Annotated in this window: 20 protein-coding genes; 6 read left to right on the top strand and 14 right to left on the bottom strand. The window is 62.7% G+C overall.

The window, feature by feature from the left end:
• Positions 1-23: 23 nt before the first annotated feature.
• From JQ575_RS08440 to JQ575_RS08430, 3 genes are read right to left on the bottom strand one after another with little or no spacing between them, the layout of a single operon-like run.
• Positions 24-1,031: a tripartite tricarboxylate transporter substrate binding protein gene (locus JQ575_RS08440; protein WP_249166521.1), complete on the bottom strand. Its 1,008-nt coding sequence runs from the start codon at positions 1,029-1,031 to the stop codon at positions 24-26.
• Positions 1,032-1,087: 56 nt separating this feature from the next.
• On the bottom strand, positions 1,088-1,996 hold the full coding sequence (locus tag JQ575_RS08435) for a VOC family protein (RefSeq protein ID WP_212032751.1): 909 nt from the start codon (positions 1,994-1,996) through the stop codon (positions 1,088-1,090).
• 14 nt (positions 1,997-2,010) lie between these two features.
• Positions 2,011-3,006, bottom strand: coding sequence for a zinc-dependent alcohol dehydrogenase family protein (locus JQ575_RS08430; RefSeq protein WP_212032750.1), 996 nt, complete (start codon positions 3,004-3,006; stop codon positions 2,011-2,013).
• A 116-nt stretch (positions 3,007-3,122) separates the two neighbouring features.
• Here JQ575_RS08430 and JQ575_RS08425 point away from each other — a divergent pair, with 116 nt between their 5' ends.
• The 3 genes from JQ575_RS08425 to JQ575_RS08415 all read left to right on the top strand — a co-directional run bounded on the left by JQ575_RS08425 (position 3,123) and on the right by JQ575_RS08415 (position 5,400).
• Complete coding sequence (locus tag JQ575_RS08425) at positions 3,123-3,824, top strand: GntR family transcriptional regulator (RefSeq protein ID WP_212032749.1); 702 nt, start codon at positions 3,123-3,125, stop codon at positions 3,822-3,824.
• A 126-nt stretch (positions 3,825-3,950) separates the two neighbouring features.
• A complete protein-coding gene (locus tag JQ575_RS08420; protein WP_212032748.1) occupies positions 3,951-4,805 on the top strand; it encodes a fumarylacetoacetate hydrolase family protein in 855 nt (284 codons plus the stop codon).
• A 4-nt stretch (positions 4,806-4,809) separates the two neighbouring features.
• Positions 4,810-5,400, top strand: a complete 591-nt coding sequence (locus JQ575_RS08415; protein ID WP_212032747.1) for an amino acid synthesis family protein — start codon at positions 4,810-4,812, stop codon at positions 5,398-5,400.
• A gap of 26 nt (positions 5,401-5,426) precedes the next feature.
• On the opposite strand, the gene JQ575_RS08410 is transcribed toward JQ575_RS08415, so the two are convergent.
• The 4 genes from JQ575_RS08410 to JQ575_RS08395 are packed head-to-tail and all read right to left on the bottom strand — an operon-like array spanning position 5,427 to position 10,400.
• Positions 5,427-6,389: a tripartite tricarboxylate transporter substrate binding protein gene (locus JQ575_RS08410; protein ID WP_212032746.1), complete on the bottom strand. Its 963-nt coding sequence runs from the start codon at positions 6,387-6,389 to the stop codon at positions 5,427-5,429.
• 20 nt (positions 6,390-6,409) lie between these two features.
• Positions 6,410-7,633, bottom strand: coding sequence for a CaiB/BaiF CoA-transferase family protein (locus tag JQ575_RS08405; protein ID WP_212032836.1), 1,224 nt, complete (start codon positions 7,631-7,633; stop codon positions 6,410-6,412).
• Between the two features lie 38 nt (positions 7,634-7,671).
• On the bottom strand, positions 7,672-8,811 hold the full coding sequence (locus tag JQ575_RS08400) for a MaoC family dehydratase N-terminal domain-containing protein (protein ID WP_212032745.1): 1,140 nt from the start codon (positions 8,809-8,811) through the stop codon (positions 7,672-7,674).
• Between the two features lie 29 nt (positions 8,812-8,840).
• Positions 8,841-10,400, bottom strand: coding sequence for an acyl-CoA synthetase (locus tag JQ575_RS08395; RefSeq protein WP_212032744.1), 1,560 nt, complete (start codon positions 10,398-10,400; stop codon positions 8,841-8,843).
• Positions 10,401-10,510: 110 nt separating this feature from the next.
• On the opposite strand from JQ575_RS08395, the gene JQ575_RS08390 reads away from it, so the two are divergent.
• Positions 10,511-11,287 (top strand): IclR family transcriptional regulator, encoded by a 777-nt coding sequence (locus tag JQ575_RS08390; RefSeq protein WP_212032743.1) that lies wholly within the window; start codon positions 10,511-10,513, stop codon positions 11,285-11,287.
• Positions 11,288-11,297: 10 nt separating this feature from the next.
• On the opposite strand, the gene JQ575_RS08385 is transcribed toward JQ575_RS08390, so the two are convergent.
• The 4 genes from JQ575_RS08385 to JQ575_RS08370 form a co-directional block, all read right to left on the bottom strand.
• The gene (locus JQ575_RS08385; protein WP_212032742.1) at positions 11,298-12,221 is read right to left on the bottom strand and encodes an NAD(P)-dependent oxidoreductase; all 924 of its coding nucleotides are present in this window, start codon (positions 12,219-12,221) and stop codon (positions 11,298-11,300) included.
• 56 nt (positions 12,222-12,277) lie between these two features.
• Positions 12,278-12,631 (bottom strand): Rieske (2Fe-2S) protein, encoded by a 354-nt coding sequence (locus tag JQ575_RS08380; RefSeq protein WP_212032741.1) that lies wholly within the window; start codon positions 12,629-12,631, stop codon positions 12,278-12,280.
• A gap of 85 nt (positions 12,632-12,716) precedes the next feature.
• Complete coding sequence (locus JQ575_RS08375) at positions 12,717-13,817, bottom strand: amidohydrolase family protein (RefSeq protein ID WP_212032740.1); 1,101 nt, start codon at positions 13,815-13,817, stop codon at positions 12,717-12,719.
• Positions 13,818-13,883: 66 nt separating this feature from the next.
• Positions 13,884-14,858 carry a tripartite tricarboxylate transporter substrate binding protein gene (locus tag JQ575_RS08370; RefSeq protein ID WP_212032739.1) on the bottom strand — a complete coding sequence of 325 codons (975 nt, stop codon included), beginning with the start codon at positions 14,856-14,858 and terminating at the stop codon, positions 13,884-13,886.
• A 217-nt stretch (positions 14,859-15,075) separates the two neighbouring features.
• Between JQ575_RS08370 and JQ575_RS08365 the strand changes: the two genes are divergently transcribed.
• Positions 15,076-15,975 carry a LysR family transcriptional regulator gene (locus JQ575_RS08365; RefSeq protein ID WP_212032738.1) on the top strand — a complete coding sequence of 300 codons (900 nt, stop codon included), beginning with the start codon at positions 15,076-15,078 and terminating at the stop codon, positions 15,973-15,975.
• 47 nt (positions 15,976-16,022) lie between these two features.
• Here JQ575_RS08365 and JQ575_RS08360 read toward each other — a convergent pair whose 3' ends face one another.
• The 3 genes from JQ575_RS08360 to JQ575_RS08350 all read right to left on the bottom strand — a co-directional run bounded on the left by JQ575_RS08360 (position 16,023) and on the right by JQ575_RS08350 (position 18,609).
• Positions 16,023-17,234 carry an adenylate/guanylate cyclase domain-containing protein gene (locus JQ575_RS08360; RefSeq protein ID WP_212032737.1) on the bottom strand — a complete coding sequence of 404 codons (1,212 nt, stop codon included), beginning with the start codon at positions 17,232-17,234 and terminating at the stop codon, positions 16,023-16,025.
• Between the two features lie 65 nt (positions 17,235-17,299).
• Positions 17,300-17,965: a DUF3313 domain-containing protein gene (locus tag JQ575_RS08355; protein ID WP_212032736.1), complete on the bottom strand. Its 666-nt coding sequence runs from the start codon at positions 17,963-17,965 to the stop codon at positions 17,300-17,302.
• 71 nt (positions 17,966-18,036) lie between these two features.
• Positions 18,037-18,609, bottom strand: a complete 573-nt coding sequence (locus JQ575_RS08350) for a DUF2147 domain-containing protein (RefSeq protein WP_312015903.1) — start codon at positions 18,607-18,609, stop codon at positions 18,037-18,039.
• Between the two features lie 206 nt (positions 18,610-18,815).
• Between JQ575_RS08350 and JQ575_RS08345 the strand changes: the two genes are divergently transcribed.
• The gene (locus JQ575_RS08345; RefSeq protein ID WP_212032735.1) at positions 18,816-19,490 is read left to right on the top strand and encodes a TetR/AcrR family transcriptional regulator; all 675 of its coding nucleotides are present in this window, start codon (positions 18,816-18,818) and stop codon (positions 19,488-19,490) included.

Genomic DNA, 19,490 nt, shown 5'->3' with positions numbered 1-19,490 from the left:
CCGCCATGACGATGCCTTGATCGTCACAGCCGCGGAATATTCGCGGTCTTGATCACGTCGGCCCATTTTACGATTTGCGACTGAATCAGCGCGCGCATCTCTTCCGGCGTACTGCCCTGCACGTCGCCGCCGATCGCGGTCTCCAGCGCCGCCCTGGTTTCGGGATCGGCGAGGGTTTCCAGAACGGCCTTGTTGAGGCGCTTGATGATCGCCGGCGGTGTGCCTTTCGGCGCCAGCAGCCCAGCCCAGGTGCGCACATCGAATCCCCTGACGCCGGATTCATCCGCCGTGGGAACGTTTGGCAAGAGCTTGCTGCGCGCAGGTGACGTCACGGCAAGCCCGCGAATGGCCCCGCTCTCGATCTGCGGCGCCAGCAGCACCGGCGTTCCCACGATCATTGGAATCTCACCGCCGAGCAGCGCGGTGACGGTGAGCGAATCGCCGCGATACGGAACGTGCACCATCCTGATGCCGGCCGTCGTTTCCAGAAGGGCGCCGGCCAGATGATGCGTGCTGCCAAATCCAACCGAAGCGTAATTGAGCTCGCCGGGTTTTGCCTTAGCGAGCGCGATCAATTCGCCGAGCGATTTTGCCTCGTAGTCAGCGCGAACCGCGACCACGAGCGCGTAGTAGACGGCGGTCGAGATCATCTCAAAACTGTCGACGGAATCGTAAGGCAGCGACTTGTAGAGTGCCGGGGATATGGCGTGGGCGCCGGTGACGAGCCCGATGGTGTAGCCGTCGGGCTCGGCCTTGGCGATCTGGGCCGCGGCGAGATTGCCGCCCGAGCCCGGCTTGGCCTCGATCACGATCGGCTGGCCAAGCCGTTTCGAGAGCCCGTTCGCCAGAATGCGCGACAGCGTGTCGGCGGCGCCGCCGGCGGCAAAACCGTGGAGCAGCCGGATCGGCCGGGTCGGATAGTCCTGGGCGCTGGCAGCGCTAATCGATCCCGCGATCGTGGCGATGAACAGCATCGCGAACAGTCGCCCGATAAAGCGGCGACGAACTGAACTACGCGCTGATCCCGCCATTTTCGTCTCTCCCCATATCGATCGTTGTTTTCGTTGTTCGTGGAAGCTCCGCGCGCTTATTTTCCGCCGCGCATCTTCGGCGAAAACTCCGCCGCGTCAGGCGACGGGCCGACGCCCCAGATATCGCGCGGCAATCCGATCCAGGTCTTCGGACGCTGCGGCCGGTCGCGATGCCAGGGACGCGGCTCGAAATAGCCGAGCTCCTCGTCGGCCATGCGGTCCATGTCGTAGAACAGCTCGATGAGATAGCCGTCGGGATCGCGATGGTAGGTCGCGATGTTGTGCCCGGGGCCGTGGCGCACCGGTCCCCATAGCAGCGGGATCTTTCGCCGCCCGAGCAGGTCGCAGGCCTGCTGCATGTGGGAAGCATCGCGCAGTTCGAACGCCATGTGATGCAGCCGCGCGTCACTCCCGCGCGCGAAATTGATGGCGTGATGCTCGAAGCCGCAGCGCATAAAGACGAAGTTTTCCTCGATCCGGTCCGAATCGCGGAAACCCAAAACGTCGGCATAGAATTTTGCGGTGCGGTCCGGATCGGGCGCGTACAGCGCCATGTGGCCGAGTTTGCTGACGACGATGCCCCGCACCTGTTCGCTCGGCGGGGTGAATTGCCACTGCGTGAACAGCTCGATCTGCCGGCCGTCGACGTCTGAGAAAACCAGCGTGCGCGGTATTCCCGGCACCGAATCGGAGCGGAGTTCGGACTTGATGCCGAGATCTTTGAGCTGTTTGCCGACATCGGCGAGTTCGACATTGGGGGCGATCTCGAATGCCATGGCCTTGCAGGATGACGCCGTATCCTGCTCCAGAACCAGCGTGAGTTCGCCGGACTCCGAGGCGAACAGCGCGCGGCCGGCCTGCCTTTCGACAATGCCAAGACCGATGATCCCCTGATAATAGTCGATCTGCTGTTCGATATCGGCGGTCGCGAACGTCGCGTGCCTGATGCGTTTGACACCTATCATCGTAACTATCCCCGTCAGTCGCGCGTCATGATGATCTTGCCGAGTGCCTTGCCTGAATCCAGCAGCTCGTGCGCCTGCCGGACTTCGGACAGCTTGAAGCGGGCGAAGATCGCCGGCTTGATGCTGCCGTCAGCCAGATGGCCGATCATGCGCTTCATGATGGCTCGGCGGCCTTCGCGGTCGTGGTCGTAGATGTGAAACGAAAAACAGCGGATGGCCGGGCACACGTCGAGATGCTTGCGCATCTCCTCCATCATGTTCTGCGTCGGCAGGCCGTCGAACGCGTTGTAGGAGACCACCGTTCCCCACTTGGCCAGCGCGCGCAGATGGCTGAAGAAATCAGGACCGCCGACATGGTCGAGCACGAGATCGACGCCGCGCCCGCCGGTCAGTTCGCGCGTGCGCGCGACGACGTCTTCACCACGATAGTAGATGATGCCGTCGGCGCCCATGGCGCCGGCGAAGACCGCCTTCTCCTCCGAGCTGACGGTGCCGATCACGGTCATGCCCGCAAGTTTTGCCAGTTGCACCAGCGATGAGCCGACGCCGCCGGCCGCGCCGATGACGAGCACCGATTTCGGCGGGCGCGACGATCCGCATTCATTCAACAGCGCCCAGGCCACCTGGTAATTGGCAAGGCAAACCGCGGCCTCGAGATCGACCTGCTCGGGCAGCAGATGGACGGCATCCGCAGGTGCTGCGACCATCTCGGCGTAGCAGCCACCGCGCTGCGCCAGATCGCGGGCGCTCAGCAGCACCTTTTGTCCGACCTTGATGTCACGGACGGCGCTGCCGACGGCCTCGATCCGGCCCGCCACGTCGTTGCCGGGGTTGGCCGGCAGCGGCGGCATCCATTTGTAGACGCCGCTGCGGATCAGCTTGTCGGGCTGCCCGACCCCGAAGGTCTCGGCCCGGATCAGCACATCGGTTTCGCCGGGCACAGGCATCGGAACGTCCTGATATTCCAGGGCGTCCGGCCCTCCCGGGCGGTGTACCAAGACAGCCTTCATGCGCGCTCCCACCCGTCCTCAAACTGTATTTTCGAAAATACTACCGCTTACGAAAATTATTGCAACAGCATTCTCGCCTCGATAGACTCGAAAGGCGATCGGAGAGCGATTCCAACATGAACGTCACGGCCTTCAAGCGCCGAAAGGAATTCGGCAAGACGCTGGCGTCCGATATCGCTCACCGGATGCGCAACGAGATCGTGACCTGCCGGCTCAAGCCCGGCGAGGTGCTCAAATTCGATACGCTGCGGCTGGCCTATGGCGCGAGCTTCACGACGCTGCGCGAGGCGCTGACGTGTCTGGCCGCCGAGGGGCTGGTGGTCGCCGAGGAGCAGCGCGGCTTCAAGGTGGCGCCGATCAGCCTCGCGGACCTGATCGATCTCACCCGCGCCCGCATCCTGATCGACGTCGATTTGATCCGACGCTCGATCGAAAATGGCGATGATGACTGGGAAATCGCGGTTATTTCGTCGATTCACCGACTTGGAATCATCGAGGGGCGCGAGGTCGAGGACTACGCCGACAATCCGGAATGGAAGGTGGCGCACCGGGAGTTTCACGAATCCCTGGTGGCGGCATGCGGCTCGCCGACCCTGCTTGGCATCCGGCAATCACTGTTCGAACGCGCCGAGCGCTATCGCAATATTTCGGCAAGGTTCCGGCCACGTCCGCGCGACAAGGCCGGCGAGCACCGCGCGCTGATGAAGGCCGCCGTTGGGCGCGATGCCGACCGCGCCTGCGAGCTGATCGCAAAACACATCCAGAGCACCACCGACAACGTCATCAAATACGCTTCGGAATTGTTCAGCCAGAATTGAACCCGATCAGGCCTTGGCGACCGCGCGGAAATGCGTGCTCCCGAGCCGAAAATGAATTCCCCTTGTTTAATTTTCGAAAATAGTGTCTTTTACGGAAATCTTAAATCAGGTCCGAGGATCGCGTTCATGAAGCTCATCTCTTTCCTGCGGCAGCAGACCGAAAGCTGGGGCGCCGTGCGCGGCGACGAAGTCGTCGATCTCGGCAAGGTGCTCGGCGGCACGCTGGCGGATTTCATCGGCAGCGCAAAATTCGCCGAGCGGGAGCAGATCGCCGCCGCCTACAAGCCGGACGTAGAACTGAGCGAGATCAGTTTTCTGCCTGTGATCCCGCGGCCCGAAAAGATCGTCTGCGCCGTACGCAACTACCTCGATCACCACAACGAGGCTGTCGCATTCGGCATGAAGCGCGAGATCACCGAATTTCCGCCGATCTTCCTGCGGGTGTGGCGCTCGCAGGTCGCGCACAACGCGCCGGTGATCCGGCCAAAAGTTTCCGACAGCCTGGACTGGGAAGGCGAGCTCGCCGTCGTGATCGGCAAGGGCGGCCGTCACATCAGCCAGGCCGACGCCTGGAATCACGTCGCGGGCTATTCGATCTACAACGACGTCAGCGTCCGCGACTGGCAACGGCATGCGCAGCAGATCGCATCCGGCAAGAATTTCGTCGGCACCGGCCCGTTCGGTCCATGGCTGGTGACGCCTGACGAGATTGCCGATCCCACCAATCTGAAGTTAGAGACCCGCGTCAATGGCGAGACGGTGCAATCGAGCAATACGTCAATGCTGATCTTCTCGATCCCGCGGCTGATCGAATATTCCTCGACCATTTTCGACCTCGTGCCGGGCGACGTCATCGCGACAGGCACGCCGGCCGGCGTCGGCTTCACGCGCAAGCCGCCGATTTTCCTCAAGCCCGGCGACGTCGTCGAAGTCGAGATCGAACAGATCGGCGTGCTGCGCAATCCCGTCATCGACGAGTGAACCGATGCCATCGTCCGCAGCCTATGAAATTCGCAAGACGTCGCTGAGCGTCGAGACGATTTGGCACGAGCGTGGTCCCCGCCGCGAACAGCCGCTGCGCGTCGGCACGGCGATCGCGGTGATCCGCAATCCCTTTGCCGGCCGCTACGAACCGGACCTGATGCCGTTCCAGGCGTCACTCCGCGAACTCGGCCGCGAGCTTGCCACGGGACTGATCGCACAGCTCGGCGGCGCCGCCGGCATCGAAGCCTACGGCAAAGGCATCGTCGTCGGCGAGGACGGCGAGCTGGAGCATGGCGCAGTGTGGCACGAGGCCGGCGGCCAGGGCATGCGCGAGGTGCTCGGCCAACCCAAGGCCATCGTTCCCGCGGCGAAGACGATCGGCGGCCCGGGCACGCGCCTGATGGTTCCGCTCGGCCATATCAACGCCGCCTATGTGCGCAGCCACTTCGGCACCGCCGAGATGACGATGTGGGACGCGCCACGCCGCGACGAAATCGCGTTCGGCCTTGTGATGGCAACCGGCGGCCGGCCGCACGCCCGCATCGGCGGCCTGTCCGCCGACGCGATTTCAGTCCATGACGGGCAACGCTGACGTCGCGTACCGCCCGTCCGCCGCTGTCAACCGCCCTGCAGGCCCGTTTCCTTGATCAGCGGACCCCATTTGAGCCGCTCCCGCTTTTCGAACTGGGTCAGCTCGGCGGGCGTTCCGCCGCCGGGATCGAATCCGAGTTCCAGCAGGCGCTTCTTCGTTTCGGGTTCGGCAAGCGCCTTGGCCAGTTCCTTGTTCAGGAGATCGACGATCGGCTGCGGCGTGTCGCGCGGCGCGTAGAACGCGTTCCAGGCGGTCACTTCGAAGTCGGCTACACCCTGCTCGGCGATGGATTTCACACCCGGCATCAGCTCGGTCGATTTCAGCGAGGTGATCCCGAGCGCCTTCAGCTTGCCGCCGGCGACGTGGCCGCGCAGCGCCGTCACCGTGTCGATGATCAGCGGCACCTGGCCGCCGAGGACGTCCGTCGTCGCCGTCGCCGATCCCTTGTAGGGCACGGAAAACAACGACGCACCGCTCCGCCCTTTCAGGAATTCAAAGACGATGCGGGCCGTCGTGCTCGGCAGGGCAATATCGACCTTGTCCGGCGTCGCCTTGGCCGCGGCAATCAGATCGGCCAGCGAATTTCCTGAAAACGACGGATTGGCCGCGAGCACCATCGGCAGCTTGCCGACCAGGATGATCGGCACAAAATCCCTGGCCGGATCGAATCCCGGCGATGCGTACATGAACTCGTTCATGCTCTGGGTGGCATTGGTGCCCATCATCAGCGTATATCCGTCAGCGTCCGAACGCGCGGCCTGCTCGGCGCCGATATTGCCGCCGGCGCCCGGCTTGTTCTCGACATAGAAGCGCTGGCCCATCGTCCGCGACAATTGCTCGGCGAAGTATCTGGCCACCACGTCCGTACCCTGGCCTGCCTGATACGGCACGATGATCCGCACCGGCCTCGTCGGATAAGACTGCGCAACCGCCGCGCAGCTCCATAGCAAAGCCAGCAATCCTGCGGTCCATTTTGCAAAACTCAGCATAACGGTTTCCTCTCCAGATTTTATTTTTTGTTGTCGGTCTTCTTATCGTTTGACGCGACGATGCCGGTCTCGATCAAGCCATCGATATCAGCCTGATCGAAGCCGGCCTCGCCCAGGATTTCGCGGACATGTTCACCGAAGCGCGGTGGCCGCCGTCCGGCGCCGCCGGGCGTCTGCGCGAGTTTTATGGGAATGCCGGGTGCGCGGTGGCCTTCGCCCTCAATCAGCATGTCGCGGTGCGCCACATGCGGCTGCGCGAATGCCTGCGCCACATTGTTGACGGGTCCCGCCGGCACGCCCGCGCGCATCAAATCGCGGCAGAGATCGTCGGACTTGAAGCCGGCCAGCGTGCGCTCGAGTTCGGCGCGAAGGGCGGCGACGTGCTGGAGCCGGTCGGCATTGGTCCGAAAACGCGGATCGTCGAGCAGATCTTCGCGCGCCACCTTCTGGCAGAAACGGCGGAACTGGCCATCGTTGAGGATCCCAAGGAAAATCTCGCCGTCGCTGGCTGCGAATTTGTCGTAAGGCGCGATGTTGGGATGGGCGCTGCCGAGCCGGCCCGGCACGTTGCCCGAGCAGAGCCAGTTGGCTGCGTGCGGGACCAGCAAATTGAGTGCGGTGTCGAACAGCGTCACCTCGACGCGCTGCCCCATTCCGGTGCGCTCGCGCGCCGCCAGCGCCAGCAGCACGCCGGTGAGCGCATTGTATCCCGTGACGTAATCGACGATGGGAACCCCGACGCGGGTGGCGCCGGATTGCTGCGTGCCGTTGATGCTCATCAAGCCGCACATCGCCTGCAGCACCGCATCGTAACCGGGCAGCCCACCCAGCGGCCCGTCGGCGCCGAAGCCCGAAATGGCGCAGTAGATCAGCCGCGGAAAGCGCGTAGACAAAACATCAAAGCCGATGCCCCAGCGCTCCATCGTGCCGGGCAGGAAATTCTCCACCAGCACGTCCGCATCTTTGAGCAGGGCTTCGAGTACGGCGCGCCCCTCGCTGCGCGAAAGGTCGAGCGCCATCCCGCGCTTGCCGCGGTTGACGGCACTGAAATACGCCGCCTGCCCGGCCGCATCGAACGGCGGCCCGAGACCACGGGTCTCGTCGCCCGCCGGCGGCTCGATCTTGACGACGTCGGCGCCATGATCGGCCAGCATCTGCGTGCACAGCGGCCCGGCGAGCACGCGCGACAGATCGACGACCTTGAGGCCGGTCATCGCTCCGCGCGTGAGCTCGTTTGCGGGCATGGTCAATGGACCGTTCGGTTGTCAGGAACGAAGCTTCTTCAGGAACGGCTTGGCAATTCCACGATGCCGGTGCCGAGCACCGATACTTCATTGTCCTGGTTGTAGGCTTCCTGCTCGATCTCGACGAGATGACGTCCGCCCTCGACGAACTTGCGCTTCACCTTGCCCTTGATGAACAGCATGTCGCCCTCGGGATTGTGCCGGCGGATCTTGCAGGTCGCGCGGCGCAGGAAGCCGTCGTCGCCCATCCAGTTGGTGAGGTGGTGGGTCAGCCAGGAGCAGCGTTCCGGACCGTAATCGTAGGCGCCGGGCGCGCCGACTTCGAGCGCGAACTCCTCTTCCCAATGCACGCGCTCGGGACAATCAGGAATATTGAAGCGGTTCGGGATGCCGAGACCGCGATGGGCGTCCTGAAGCTTCCACGCGAGCTTGTTGGCGCGGATGTAGAGGCCGCCCCAACCTTGCGCATAGGCGATGAAGCCGGTGACCGTCATCGGCCCCTTGAACATCACGGGCAGCGCCTCACCCTCGGTGACGTCCTGCCAATAGCGCTTGCGCGAACCCTGAATCCGCTCCTCGGCATAGAGCTTGTAGGCCTCGGCCAGTTCCTGCTCGCTGTAACGGCGCGGCGCGCGGGCCTTGACCTCCTTGTATTTGGTGCCCTGCTCGCGCGCGTGGTCGCGCTCGGTGCGGAAGCACCAGCTATCCGCTTCGGCGACGAGGTCGCCCTGCTGGTTGAAGAAATCGACGTGATAGGTCTGCTGGATCGCCCGGCCGGCAAAACGCGTCTGATGCTCGACAAGATCCTTCAGCTTGGCCTCGGTCGAAATCACGTCGTTGCGACGGACCGCCTTGTGCCAGGTCCAGTCGGCGCCCGACCACATCGCGTGGACGCCGGGCAAACCGCCGACGTAACCCGACACGATGCGGCTGGTCGAGAACAGGAAGCTCGGCAGCGCGATGATGCCGCCATGGTTGGTCTTGGCGGCGTAATCAGGGTCGCACCACAGCGGATTGTCGTCGCCGATGCCGTGCGCGTAGTGGCGGATGTTGTCGCGCGTCGCCTCATAGCACCAGGGCTCGGCGGTGACGCCGATGGAGACGCCGATGCGCTTGCGCAGATCGTCGAGGCCGTCCTCGGTGATTTTCGGAAACCTGGTTTCGACGGTATCAAGCATTGACGTTCCTTCCTTTCAGGCTTTTGCCTCTATCTCGCTTCTGATTTCGTGATGGCCTGCTCGCGGTCGCGCAGCACCTTGCGGTTGACCTTGCCGGCCGGCGTCTTGGGCAGTTCGGTGACAAAACTGACGACGCGCGGATATTCGTGATGGCTGAGGCGCTGGCGCACGACGTCCTGGATCTCGTGCTGGAACGCCTCGTCGCCTGCCCGGTCGGTCACGACGAAGGCCTTTACGACTTGTCCGCGCAGCGGATCGGCGACGCCGATGGCGGCGGCCTCGCGGACCTGCGGATGCTTGAGGATCGCGTCCTCGATTTCGACGGCGCTCATGGTCCAGCCGGCGGAGATGATCACATCGTCAGCGCGGCCACCGTGATAGAAGTAGCCGTCCTCGTCGATGCGGCCGAGATCCTTGGTGGCGATCCACTGTCCGTGGCGCCAGACCTTCAGTTCGCCGGCGACGCCGGGCGGGCATGGCTGGCCTTCGGCATCATGGACCTCGACGCGCCCGCCGGGGATCGGCTTGCCCAATGAACCGGGCTTGACGACGAAATCGCCGGCGCCGGGATAGCTCACCAGGATCACGCCGATCTCGGTGGTGCCATACATGCTGCAGGCCGGCCGGCCAAAAATATGCTCGACGAACGAAGCGGTCTCGCTGTCGATCGGCTCGCCGGTGAAGGACAGTTTCTCGATGGCGTAGCGATAATTCGGCGCCTCGCCGGAATTCCGCATCATGCGGTAATGGGTGGCGGCCGCCGAGATGTTGGTGAACTGGTGCTGCTGCAGCGCCAACAGCAGCCGCTCCGGATTGAACTTGCCGGCATAGGCGCCAATGGTGATGCCGAGCGCCAGCGGCGCCAGCGTGCCGTGCCAGAGACCATGGCCCCACGCCGGCGACGACGGGCAGATGAAGCGATCGCCGGGGCGCAAACCAGTTCCGTAGAGCGCCGCCACCATCAGCGTTACGATCGCACGATGGGTGTGCTTGACCGCCTCGGGAAGCTCGCGCGTCGTCCCAGATGTATATTGGAACAGCGCCAGCGCGTCGGCCGCCGTGTTGGGCGTAAAGTGCGGCGAGAAGCGCTCAAGTCCGTTCAGGAACGCATCGTCGGCGACCACGATTTTCGCTTCGATGCCGTCCAGGCTCGGTGCCTTCTCGGCGTTGGTCACGATCAGCCGCGGCGTGCAATCGTTGACGCGCAGCTTGACGCCATCGGGTCCGAACAGCGTGAACAACGGCACGGCGATCGCGCCCGCCTTCATCGTGCCGAACACCGCTACATAAAAGGCCCGCGACGGCTCCAGCATGATCGCCACGCGATCGCCGGGCTTGACGCCCTCGCTCGCCAGGTAGTGGGCGAAGCGCGACGAGGCTTCCGATATCTCGCGAAAGCTCAACAGTTCATCCGGCCCGTCGGCGTGAACGACAATGACAGCCGGATTGGAACGCCCCGCATGCCGGTCGATGCATTCATGGGCGATGTTGAGACGTTCGCGGTTGCCCGCGAACAATTCCCAGAGTCTGGCGGAAGAGAACTCCGCCTGCGCATCCGCGTAGCTCGTGAAGTAGGTCAGCTTGGTCATGGCGGCAAAATACCGAAGACGAACCAATTGTCAAATAGCGTTTATAATTGTATATGTACAATTAGCTCGCTGCGTTGTTGCGGCGCAATCAATGTTGTACAGAGACAATCATGCCGAATCCCAAAGCCCCACGGGTCCGCGCGGTACCTGCCGTCACCCGCGCCATCGCCATTCTGCGGCTGCTCAGCCGCAGCCGTTCGCCGCAAAGCCTCAAGGCGATTGCGGAGAGTCTTGACCTCGTGCCCAGCACCGCGCTTCACATCGCGCGCGCGCTCGTTGCCGAAGACCTGCTGCAGGTCGATCCCCTGACCAAGCGCTACAGGCTCGGTGTCGGCATGCTGCCGCTGGCGCGCGCCGTGCTCGAGAACAGCGACTTTCCGAACCTGGTGCGGCCGAAGCTGGATGATCTCTCACACCGCTACGGCGTCATGGCGATCGGCGTCGAAGTGCCCGACCTCGACAACATGATCGTCATCGCCCTGGCCCGCAGCCAGGCGCCGGTCCGCCTGCATGTCGATGTCGGGAGCCGGTTTCCCGCGTTGATCAGCGCCACGGGGCGATGCGTCGCCGCGTTTTGCGGGCAGCCGCAGAAGGAGATCGAGAAGCGTTTTCGCCTGCTGCGCTGGCACAACGCGCCGAGCTACGATTCCTGGCGCAAGGAAGTCGAACTGGTACGCCGTCAGGGTTTCAGCATCGATCGCGGCAATTACATTGACGGCGTCACCATCGTGGCGGTGCCGGTTCTGAACAGCCAGGGCACGATCTCGCACACGATCGCGGCCGTCGGCCTCGGCAGCCAGCTCGATCGTGCACGCTCGCTGGCGCTCGCAAACGACATGGGCATCGCCGCGCGCGAGGTCGCCGCGCAGCTGCCGCCGCAGTTCTGACGTTCGATCGTTACTGTTCAGCCTCATTCAGAACCATGGGCCGAGAACGCACCTCCACGCCGGCCCATCGCTCGAATGGACGCACCATGCTGGTGAAATCGGATTCGGGACCGAACATCGCCTGCGTGATGCCGAGAACATGCCGGATCGCGCTGCCGACCGGTGTCGGGACGCCGAGCGCTTCCGCTTCATCGAGGCAGAGCTTCACATCCTTGAACGCCAAGGCCGTCGAGAAGCCGAAATCGAACGTGCCCGGCAATACCGACCGAGGAAACTTGTCCAAGGTTGCGGTATTTCTGCCGCTGCTCGCGTTGAACACCTCGCACATGATCTTTGGATCCAGGCCGCCCTTGACGCCGAATACGAAAGCTTCCGACGAAATCGCGATCGCGCAGGCGGCGAGCAAGTTGTTTGCAAGCTTCATGGTTTGCGCGGCGCCCGGAATTTCGCTGACGAAGATCGGCTTGCCAAATACCCTCAGCAGATCCTGCACCTGTTCGTAAGCCATGGCCGGGCAGGATACCATCAGCGCCAGCGTGCCGTTGCGCGCGCCGGCCAGACCGCCGCTCACCGGGCAATCCACTGCCGTAATGCCCTTGCTGGCGAGGCCTTCGGCGACGATGCGGGCGATCCGGGGTCCTGTCGTCGATAGATCGACAAACAATTTTGTCGTGGCGCTCTCCACAATGCCACCGGGCCCGAGCGCAACCTCGCGCACGACGTCCGGCGTCGGCAGGCTGGCAAATACAACTTCCGACTGCGCGGCGAGATCAGCCAAGGCGTTGGCACGCATGGCGCCGGCCTTCACCAATGGCGCCACTGCACGGTCGTTCGCATCGAACACGATCAGAGGATGGCCTCCTTCGATCAAGCGCGCTGCCATCAACCCGCCCATCTTGCCGACGCCGGCAAAGCCCAATCTTGAAGTAGTCATTATCACTCCTGATCTGTGTCTTGCTCAAACAGCGACGTCGCCGATCACACAAGCCGTCAAATGTCCACGTAGACGGCGCCCTCCCTCACCGTGACCGGATACAGGACGAGCTTCTTGTTGCTGTGGCCGCACAGGGTGCGGCCGGTGTTCAGATCGAACTCCCAGCCGTGCCACGGACATTGCAGGATCCGGTCATCCATGCCGAACACGAAGGTACCGGGATCGCTAGGCAGCATCGTTCCCTTGAACGAACCTCTGCATACCGGTGCACCCTTGTGAGGGCAGACATTCCGCACCGCATGGACCCTGCCGTTTGACTTGATGAGGCCGATCGACCGTCCAGCCACGGTGAAGACCATGGGTGTCGCGTCCTTCAACTGATCCAGTTGCGCGACCAGATGTAAGCTCACCGTACCCTCCGTCGATAGCACTTTTGTTTGACGCGTTTTCTTCGCGCTAGCCGGTACCCACTTCGCTTGAAAACGCTATGGCCGCTCAAGCCAAATTGAAGAGGTCAGCGGCATTCTGAAAGAATATCCGCTGCCGCAGCGCTGTTGGAATTCCCGGTAACGTGAGACGGGGAAAGTCATTATCCCAGTGCGGATAGTCGGTGCTGAACACCAGCGTGCGATCGGCATGGATCATCTCAAGGATGCTGGTCAGGTATTCCGGCTTCTCCGGCTCCTCCATCGGCTGCGACGTGAACCGCACATGGTTGAGCACGGTCTCGCTCGGCTTCACCTTCACCCACGGCACTTCCTTGCGGAACTGATGCCAGTTCTGATCCATCCGCCACAGAAAATGGGGCAACCAACTGAAGCCAAACTCCGCTGCAAGCAACTTCAGCCCCGGAAATCGGTGGAACACGCCTTCGAAGATCATACTGTTGATGCTGGACATGCCGATCTCGGGAAAATTCGTATGGCGCTCGATATACGTGCTCGGCGTTCCCCCCGCGAAGGCGACCGCCGTTGGAAACCCTCCCTCTGTTCCCGTGGGGTGGATCAGGATCGGAAGCCGCAGGCTCTCGGCCGCCTCGTAGATCGGGTAGTAGTGGCGCTGCCCCATCAGGATGTTGAGCAGCGGCATATAGACCGCAACCACGTTCGGCAGATGGCCGATGCGGCGGATTTCGGCCGCTGCGGCCAGCGGATCATGCGCGGCGACGACCATGGCCAGCTTGTAGCGGTCGTCGACGGTAACGAACTCGCTCAGAAAATATTCGTTGAAGGCGGTCGCAAGCGCCACCGCCTCGTTCGCAGTGGGAATCGCCGCAAGCTTGCCAGCCTGTATCGATGACAGCACCGCGTGGCTGATATTGTGCTTGTCGAGATGTTCCTTCTTCATGAACACCGGATCGGAGCCGGGCTCGCCGCCCGACGGCGTGATGGCGTCGATACGGTTGGAAGATGCCCGCGCCAGCGGCGGCCGCAGCCAATGGTTCGGCAGCACGTAACGGCCGTCGAAATGCTCCCACCAGTCGCGTGACAGGTATTTCTTCAGACCCTTGATGTCGCCGTTGATCCAGGGATGCACGTCGGCATCGATGATCTTCTCGCGCACCTTGGCTTCGTCTCTTGTCAACGTTTCGGACATATCAAACCTCAGTCAGGCCGCGTTCGCGACCAACACATCGGGAGCGTGAGCCGCAGGTGAATCGGCCTAGTTCGCCTTGACGCCTGCCGCCTTCACCGTCTTTGCCCATTTCGCGATATCTTTTGCGAGCAGATTGCGAAATTGCTCCGGCGAACTGATCAGCGGCGTTCCTCCCTGCTTGGCGAGCACTTCGAGGACGTCAGGCGCCTTTAATATCTCGGCGAGATCGGCGTTGATCTTGCTGACGACCGACGGTGGAAGACCCGCCGGACCAAAGATCCCCCACCACGGACTGACATCGAAATCCTTGACGCCGCCTTCGGCAATCGTCGGCGTGTCCGGCGAAATAGCTGCACGTTTGCCGCTGCTGATGGCGAGCGCGCGCACCAATCCCTGCTGGACCGAAGCGATAACCGACGGCGCGCTGGCAAAGGCCGAATCGAGGTGACCGCCGATCACGTCCGAGATGGCTTGCGGGGCACCCTTGTACGGCACATGGGTAATACGAATACCAGCCTCGACCTGCAGCATTTCGCCAAGCAGATGATTGACCGAGCCGTTGCCGGCCGAGCCGTAGTTCATCTTGCCGGGATCGGTGCGCGCCAGGGCAAGAAATTCCTGGAATGTCTTCGCCTGCACCTTTTGGCCGACAATCAGGAGAAACGGCGTCGTTGCAATGGTGCCGATCGGCGTGAAGTCCTTGATGGAATCGAACGGCAGGTTCTCGTAAAGACTGGGGTTGATCGCCTGTGAGCCTTCGTAGGTCACCAGCAGCGTGTATCCGTCTGCGGGCGCCTTCGCGACCGACTCGGTGCCGATCACCCCTCCGGCGCCTGCGCGATTTTCGATCACGACCGGCTGCTTCCAGTGCTCGCTGAGCTTCTGTCCGATGGTGCGCGCAAATGTGTCGGTGGCACCGCCGGGGGATTGCGGCACGACGATGCGGACCAGCCTGGTCGGAAAGTCTTCCGCCATGAGGCATGACGGCCAGAGAGCCCATGCAGCGGCGACTCCTGCGATCAGCGAACGAACCACCTTCATGCGTTGCTCCCAATGGTAGCTATCGTCTTGAGTCTTCCGCATGAGCACGTAGGCTCGACGCTTTTTCTTGTTCAGGGTCCACCCACCAGTCACCCGCGACGGCGGCCGAACAGCCTGACTAGCGAAATCATAGACACCGGCCTATGATCAATCTATCGAGATTATCTGATCGATTATTCAGGTTTCTTGATTTAACGTTTCCGCACGGGAACAGCGAATGACAAACGTCAACTTCAAGCTGCTGCACATCTTCATCGCGATCGCCGACAACAAGAGCTTTCGGCAGGCCTCGGAAAAGCTGAACCGGTCGCAATCCGCGGTCAGCATGCAGGTCAAGCAGCTCGAGGAACAGGTCGGTGTGGCCTTGTTTCACCGGACAACCCGACGGGTCGAATTGACTGCTGAAGGGCTGAAGTTACTGACGTTCGCTCGGCGCGCATTGGGCGAATGGGAGAATGGCCTTCGAGAAGTTCGCGAAGCCGTGGACATCCAGCGGGGAACGCTGTCGTTCGCGTGCATCCCCACCATCGCAGCGACAATACTGCCGCACGCGCTGCACGCCTTCCAGGCGAGCTATCCCGGGATAAGTATCAGTCTCCGCGAACTTGCCGCTGCAGATTTGATCGAGTGCATTCGCCGCAGAGAAGTCGACTTCGGAATAGGGGTCGAGATGGAACGCTCGACTGAATTTCGGTTTGATAGCCTGTTCGAAGACCCTATTTATGCGATCGCGACAAAGAGCTTTCGGTTTCGACGGCGTACGTCGGTCGACCTGACCGAACTCTGTGCCTATCCGGTGTTGCTCAACTCCAGGTCGGCGGCCTTGCGCATCATGCTCGACCGGGCCTTGGCCGTTCGCGATCTGCACATGGAGATCAAATTCGAGGTGGCGCACACGCACACCCTGATCGCGCTTGCAGGCGCTGGAATGGGGGTCGGCATCCTGCCGAAAATCGCTTTGCCAAGCCCGCTTAGGAAAAACCTGCAGGCCGCTCCCATAGCGAACCCCGGGTTGACGCGCACCGTGTCTATCGTGACTTTGAGAGGCCAGTCTTTATCACCCGCCGCACGCGCGCTCACAGGCGAAATTCAGAAACTTCTCAAGAGGCAGACCTAGATTTCCGCAAGATCCCGCCGCAGTGAACAGAGGCTGCTCGAACCTTGTCATGCTGCCGGCGCCCAGATCTGCTGCCTGCGCTCAAGTCCGCGCAGGGCAAACGTGCCGACCAGCTGCAGCGGACGGGCGCAGCGTTCAGCGAACGTATCGGAGACCAGCACAGGGCAGCCTGCGTCGTCGCACAGTTCCTCGATACGGCTGGCTTCGTTCACCGCGCGGCCGATCACCGTGAAGTCGAGCCGACGGCTGGTTCCGACATTGCCGTAGACCACCTGACCGAAGTGCAGCGCCATGTGGACTTCCAATTGCGGCAGGCCAACTAAGCGACGTCGCTCGTTCAATGCACGATTGGATGCAAGCGCCCACTCCGCGGCATCGAGGGCAACGCCGCAGGTCGCGCATGGCTGATTTTCCGGATCCGACACCGGAAAGATCGCCAGGAAGCCGTCGCCCATGAATTTCAGGATTTCGCCTCCGCAGCGCGTGACCGGCTCGCCGATGGCATCGAAGTGCTCGTCCAGCCAACCGACCACCTTCACGGGATCGTCCTGGTCGGTGAGGGTCGTGAAGCCGCGGAAATCGGCCAGCAGGATCGCAGCGGCAACCGTCTTGCCTTCACCGCGGCGAATATTGCCTTCGAGGACCCGCGTGCTCGTCTCCAAGCCGAGATAGGTCGCGAGCGCTTCCTGCAATGTCCGCGACAGGCTGAGTTTGCAGATGGCAAGCCCCAGCGCAGGAAGCACTTCGTCCAGGACAGCCATGTCGTCGTCGCTGAAGCCGGACGGAGCGTCGGTCGCGAACGAAATGGCGACGCCTTTCAGCGCGGTTCCCGGCGCGAACCAGATCAGATGCAGGACATAATCGGTGCCGCCTTCCGCGCGCAGGTCGAGCAGTTCGGGAACAGCGCTTGCGGCATTCGGATCAGCTCCTAGACGCCATCGGGCGAAGCTCCGGCCATCGGCCAGCAATGCGTGGAGCGGACTGCGTTCGAAGGCACCAAAATCCTCGTCGTCATAGCTTGCGGAGGCCAGCGATGCGCCGCGGTCGCTGTGCCAGTCGAAGCTGAACCCGCGCACGGACGGATCGAGCGCGTTGGTCACCACGCTCATGCGCCAGAGCGGGAGCCCCTGATCGCGCAAGGCTTTGCAGAAACCATCGAGCAGAGCGACGCCGTCGTCCAGTACCGTCGCCTGCTCGGTGATCCAGCGAACGATCTGCCGGGTGCACGGCTTCTTGCGGCTATGACTTCCAACGATCATCTGAGGATCCGCGGAGCGCCGGGGCTGTTGGGCGAATGAGGGAAGCGCGCCGATACGATTTGGCATCATTGCAATTGCGCCACCAGCGCTTCGGCGCCCTTGTCGATCCCGGCCTCCGCCGCCGTCAGCCGTCCCACGCTGGCCTTGACGTCGTACGGGCTCGGATATTGCTTGGTGACGAAGGCGCTGAGCAGGCGGGACGTCCCCGCATCGAAGATCTCGACGGCGTAGACGACCGAGCCTGTCAGCGATCCCTCGCCGTCACGCGCGGTCTGCACGCCGTTATAGACCAGGCCGGCGACATCGAACCGCGAGAGCGTGCCGAGCACCGGCGTGTTGGCGACGGCCCCCGTCAGCGTCAACCGCACGCGCAACGTGTTTGGGCCGCGCTGACTTGTAAGCGTGAAGCGGCCGCCCAGCTCTTTGGTGAAGCGCGTCCGCATATAGTTCGCCAGCGTGGTCTTGTCGGTTCCGGACAGCTCGCCGAACTGCTGGTCCGGGCCCCGGTAGATCACGACCGGGTCGAGAATCACCTTGTTGTAGGGGCGCCAGTCCACGTCGGCCGAGTAGCGATACGGAATTCGCCCCGACGCATCGGATGGATTTGGCGCGAGATAGGACGACGAAGCCATTTCCGAATAAGGGATCGGTGTCACGCTGGCGCATCCGCTCAAGGCAGCAGCAAGGGTTAGGGCCGCCAGACGGCGGTCCGCTCGCGAGAGGGCAGACATTTCAAACTCCAGGATATGTTGGGAACGGTTGAGCGAAGCAGATCGAAACGGCGCGAATTGACTCGCCGGTTCTATTTCGCGGCTCTTGCCATTGTCGGTGGATTCGCCTGCGCCCACTCCCTGTCCGCCCTGGGTCCGGTGGGATCGCCGGTCATACCGACCAACTGGCCGGGCAAGGCATTCGTGGTCTGGGTCCAGATCTGGGTGGCGCACAGAATAGACAGCATGCAGCCGGTGACGTTGAGGTCGCTGGCGCCGCGCGATAGCGAGATTTCGTAGCTCTTGCCGTTCTCGGCATTGTAGATCTGACCGTTGAAACGTCCTTCCGCGACGGGCTTGAGACCCAGGATCAACTGGTGACCGAGAAGCGGCCGCGGCCGCTTCGCGGGGTCCGGATTGTTCTGATCCTTCAGCGGCTGGCCATTCGCGTCCACCGGCTCCTTCATCCAGACGATAAAGCCGCAAACCTGCTCCAGCCTGGCGCCGCAGCGCTCGATGCGAACGCGCGCGCGGCCGTCTTGCGTAAGCCAGGTGCCGCTCGGGTCGGCCGCGCCCGCGGCGTTGCCGGGCCCCGCGATCAGTATCTGAAAGAGTGCGAGCGCGGTGCGCAGTATCGTCCGGGAAATCAACGTCATCAGCTTCATTTCCAGTTCCTTTCGGGGACGCAGGCGCAGGCTTCCGTTCGCCCCGAAACGGCTGCCGCCGCCCGAAACGCCCCGCGTTAATCAAACGATATCGTACTATTATACACTTCCGTAGCCGGGCGCAAGCCGGTATGAGAAGGATCTGACGATGCGACCGCGCCGCCGGACAGGCCGCGCGGGCAAATGCCCCGGAGAGAACCAGCTAGATGAATGTCACCAAGGCCAAGCCGGCCAAGACCGTGCGACGACACAGCGGACGGCCGACCAAGGAACAGGCCGGACAGATCGCCGGGCAGCTTGTCGACGTGGCGACACGGCTGTTCCTGGAATCGAGTTTTGAGGCGGTCAGCATCGATCTCATCGCGGCGACGGCGCGGGTCTCGAAGCAGACCTTCTACGCCCGCTTCGCTTCCAAGGAAGAGTTGTTTGCGGCCGTCGTCCGCAAGGCGATGAATGATCTTCTGGTACCGGCCGTCTCCGAATCCAATCGGGACGAGCCGATCGAAGCGACCCTGATCCGGATCGGCGTCGAACTCTCGAAACGCGCGCTGGCACCGGCGGCGATCGCGATGGACCGGCTCATCACCTCAGAAGCGCATCAATTCCCGGAACTGGCCCTCACCTATCACGAGAACGCCATCTACGTGCGAGAGCTGATCGCCGACATTTTCTCCAATGCCATGCGCGACGGCCAGATCCGATCAACGACGGATGGGCGTTTCGCCGCAGAGCAATTCCTCTACGCGGTGGTCGATGGCCCCGCCCGCAGCGCGATCCTCAGCGGCAAGACCGTCAGGCCAGAAAAGGAGCTGCGTGAGCGCGTCACGGCCGCGGTCCAGTTGTTTCTGGATGGATGCCGCGACGGGACAACGCGGCGGTAA

Origin of the sequence: Bradyrhizobium sp. JYMT SZCCT0428 (assembly GCF_018131075.1) — a bacterium.
GTDB lineage: Bacteria > Pseudomonadota > Alphaproteobacteria > Rhizobiales > Xanthobacteraceae > Bradyrhizobium.
The sequence above is the reverse complement of the archived record's forward strand: the minus strand, read 5'-3'. Positions and strand labels throughout refer to the sequence as shown.

Bases quoted from the DNA above. Each gene is read 5' to 3' on its own strand.
- JQ575_RS08385 (WP_212032742.1), bottom strand. From the start codon at position 12,221: ATGACTACTTCAAGATTGGGCTTTGCCGGCGTCGGCAAGATGGGCGGG.
- JQ575_RS08415 (WP_212032747.1), top strand. From the start codon at position 4,810: ATGCCATCGTCCGCAGCCTATGAAATTCGCAAGACGTCGCTGAGCGTC.
- JQ575_RS08430 (WP_212032750.1), bottom strand. From the start codon at position 3,006: ATGAAGGCTGTCTTGGTACACCGCCCGGGAGGGCCGGACGCCCTGGAA.
- JQ575_RS08390 (WP_212032743.1), top strand. From the start codon at position 10,511: ATGCCGAATCCCAAAGCCCCACGGGTCCGCGCGGTACCTGCCGTCACC.
- JQ575_RS08345 (WP_212032735.1), top strand. From the start codon at position 18,816: ATGAATGTCACCAAGGCCAAGCCGGCCAAGACCGTGCGACGACACAGC.
- JQ575_RS08440 (WP_249166521.1), bottom strand. From the start codon at position 1,031: ATGGCGGGATCAGCGCGTAGTTCAGTTCGTCGCCGCTTTATCGGGCGA.
- JQ575_RS08410 (WP_212032746.1), bottom strand. From the start codon at position 6,389: ATGCTGAGTTTTGCAAAATGGACCGCAGGATTGCTGGCTTTGCTATGG.
- JQ575_RS08420 (WP_212032748.1), top strand. From the start codon at position 3,951: ATGAAGCTCATCTCTTTCCTGCGGCAGCAGACCGAAAGCTGGGGCGCC.
- JQ575_RS08395 (WP_212032744.1), bottom strand. From the start codon at position 10,400: ATGACCAAGCTGACCTACTTCACGAGCTACGCGGATGCGCAGGCGGAG.
- JQ575_RS08355 (WP_212032736.1), bottom strand. From the start codon at position 17,965: ATGTCTGCCCTCTCGCGAGCGGACCGCCGTCTGGCGGCCCTAACCCTT.
- JQ575_RS08350 (WP_312015903.1), bottom strand. From the start codon at position 18,609: ATGAAGCTGATGACGTTGATTTCCCGGACGATACTGCGCACCGCGCTC.
- JQ575_RS08360 (WP_212032737.1), bottom strand. From the start codon at position 17,234: ATGATCGTTGGAAGTCATAGCCGCAAGAAGCCGTGCACCCGGCAGATC.
- JQ575_RS08425 (WP_212032749.1), top strand. From the start codon at position 3,123: ATGAACGTCACGGCCTTCAAGCGCCGAAAGGAATTCGGCAAGACGCTG.
- JQ575_RS08435 (WP_212032751.1), bottom strand. From the start codon at position 1,996: ATGATAGGTGTCAAACGCATCAGGCACGCGACGTTCGCGACCGCCGAT.
- JQ575_RS08375 (WP_212032740.1), bottom strand. From the start codon at position 13,817: ATGTCCGAAACGTTGACAAGAGACGAAGCCAAGGTGCGCGAGAAGATC.
- JQ575_RS08405 (WP_212032836.1), bottom strand. From the start codon at position 7,633: ATGCCCGCAAACGAGCTCACGCGCGGAGCGATGACCGGCCTCAAGGTC.
- JQ575_RS08400 (WP_212032745.1), bottom strand. From the start codon at position 8,811: ATGCTTGATACCGTCGAAACCAGGTTTCCGAAAATCACCGAGGACGGC.
- JQ575_RS08370 (WP_212032739.1), bottom strand. From the start codon at position 14,858: ATGAAGGTGGTTCGTTCGCTGATCGCAGGAGTCGCCGCTGCATGGGCT.
- JQ575_RS08365 (WP_212032738.1), top strand. From the start codon at position 15,076: ATGACAAACGTCAACTTCAAGCTGCTGCACATCTTCATCGCGATCGCC.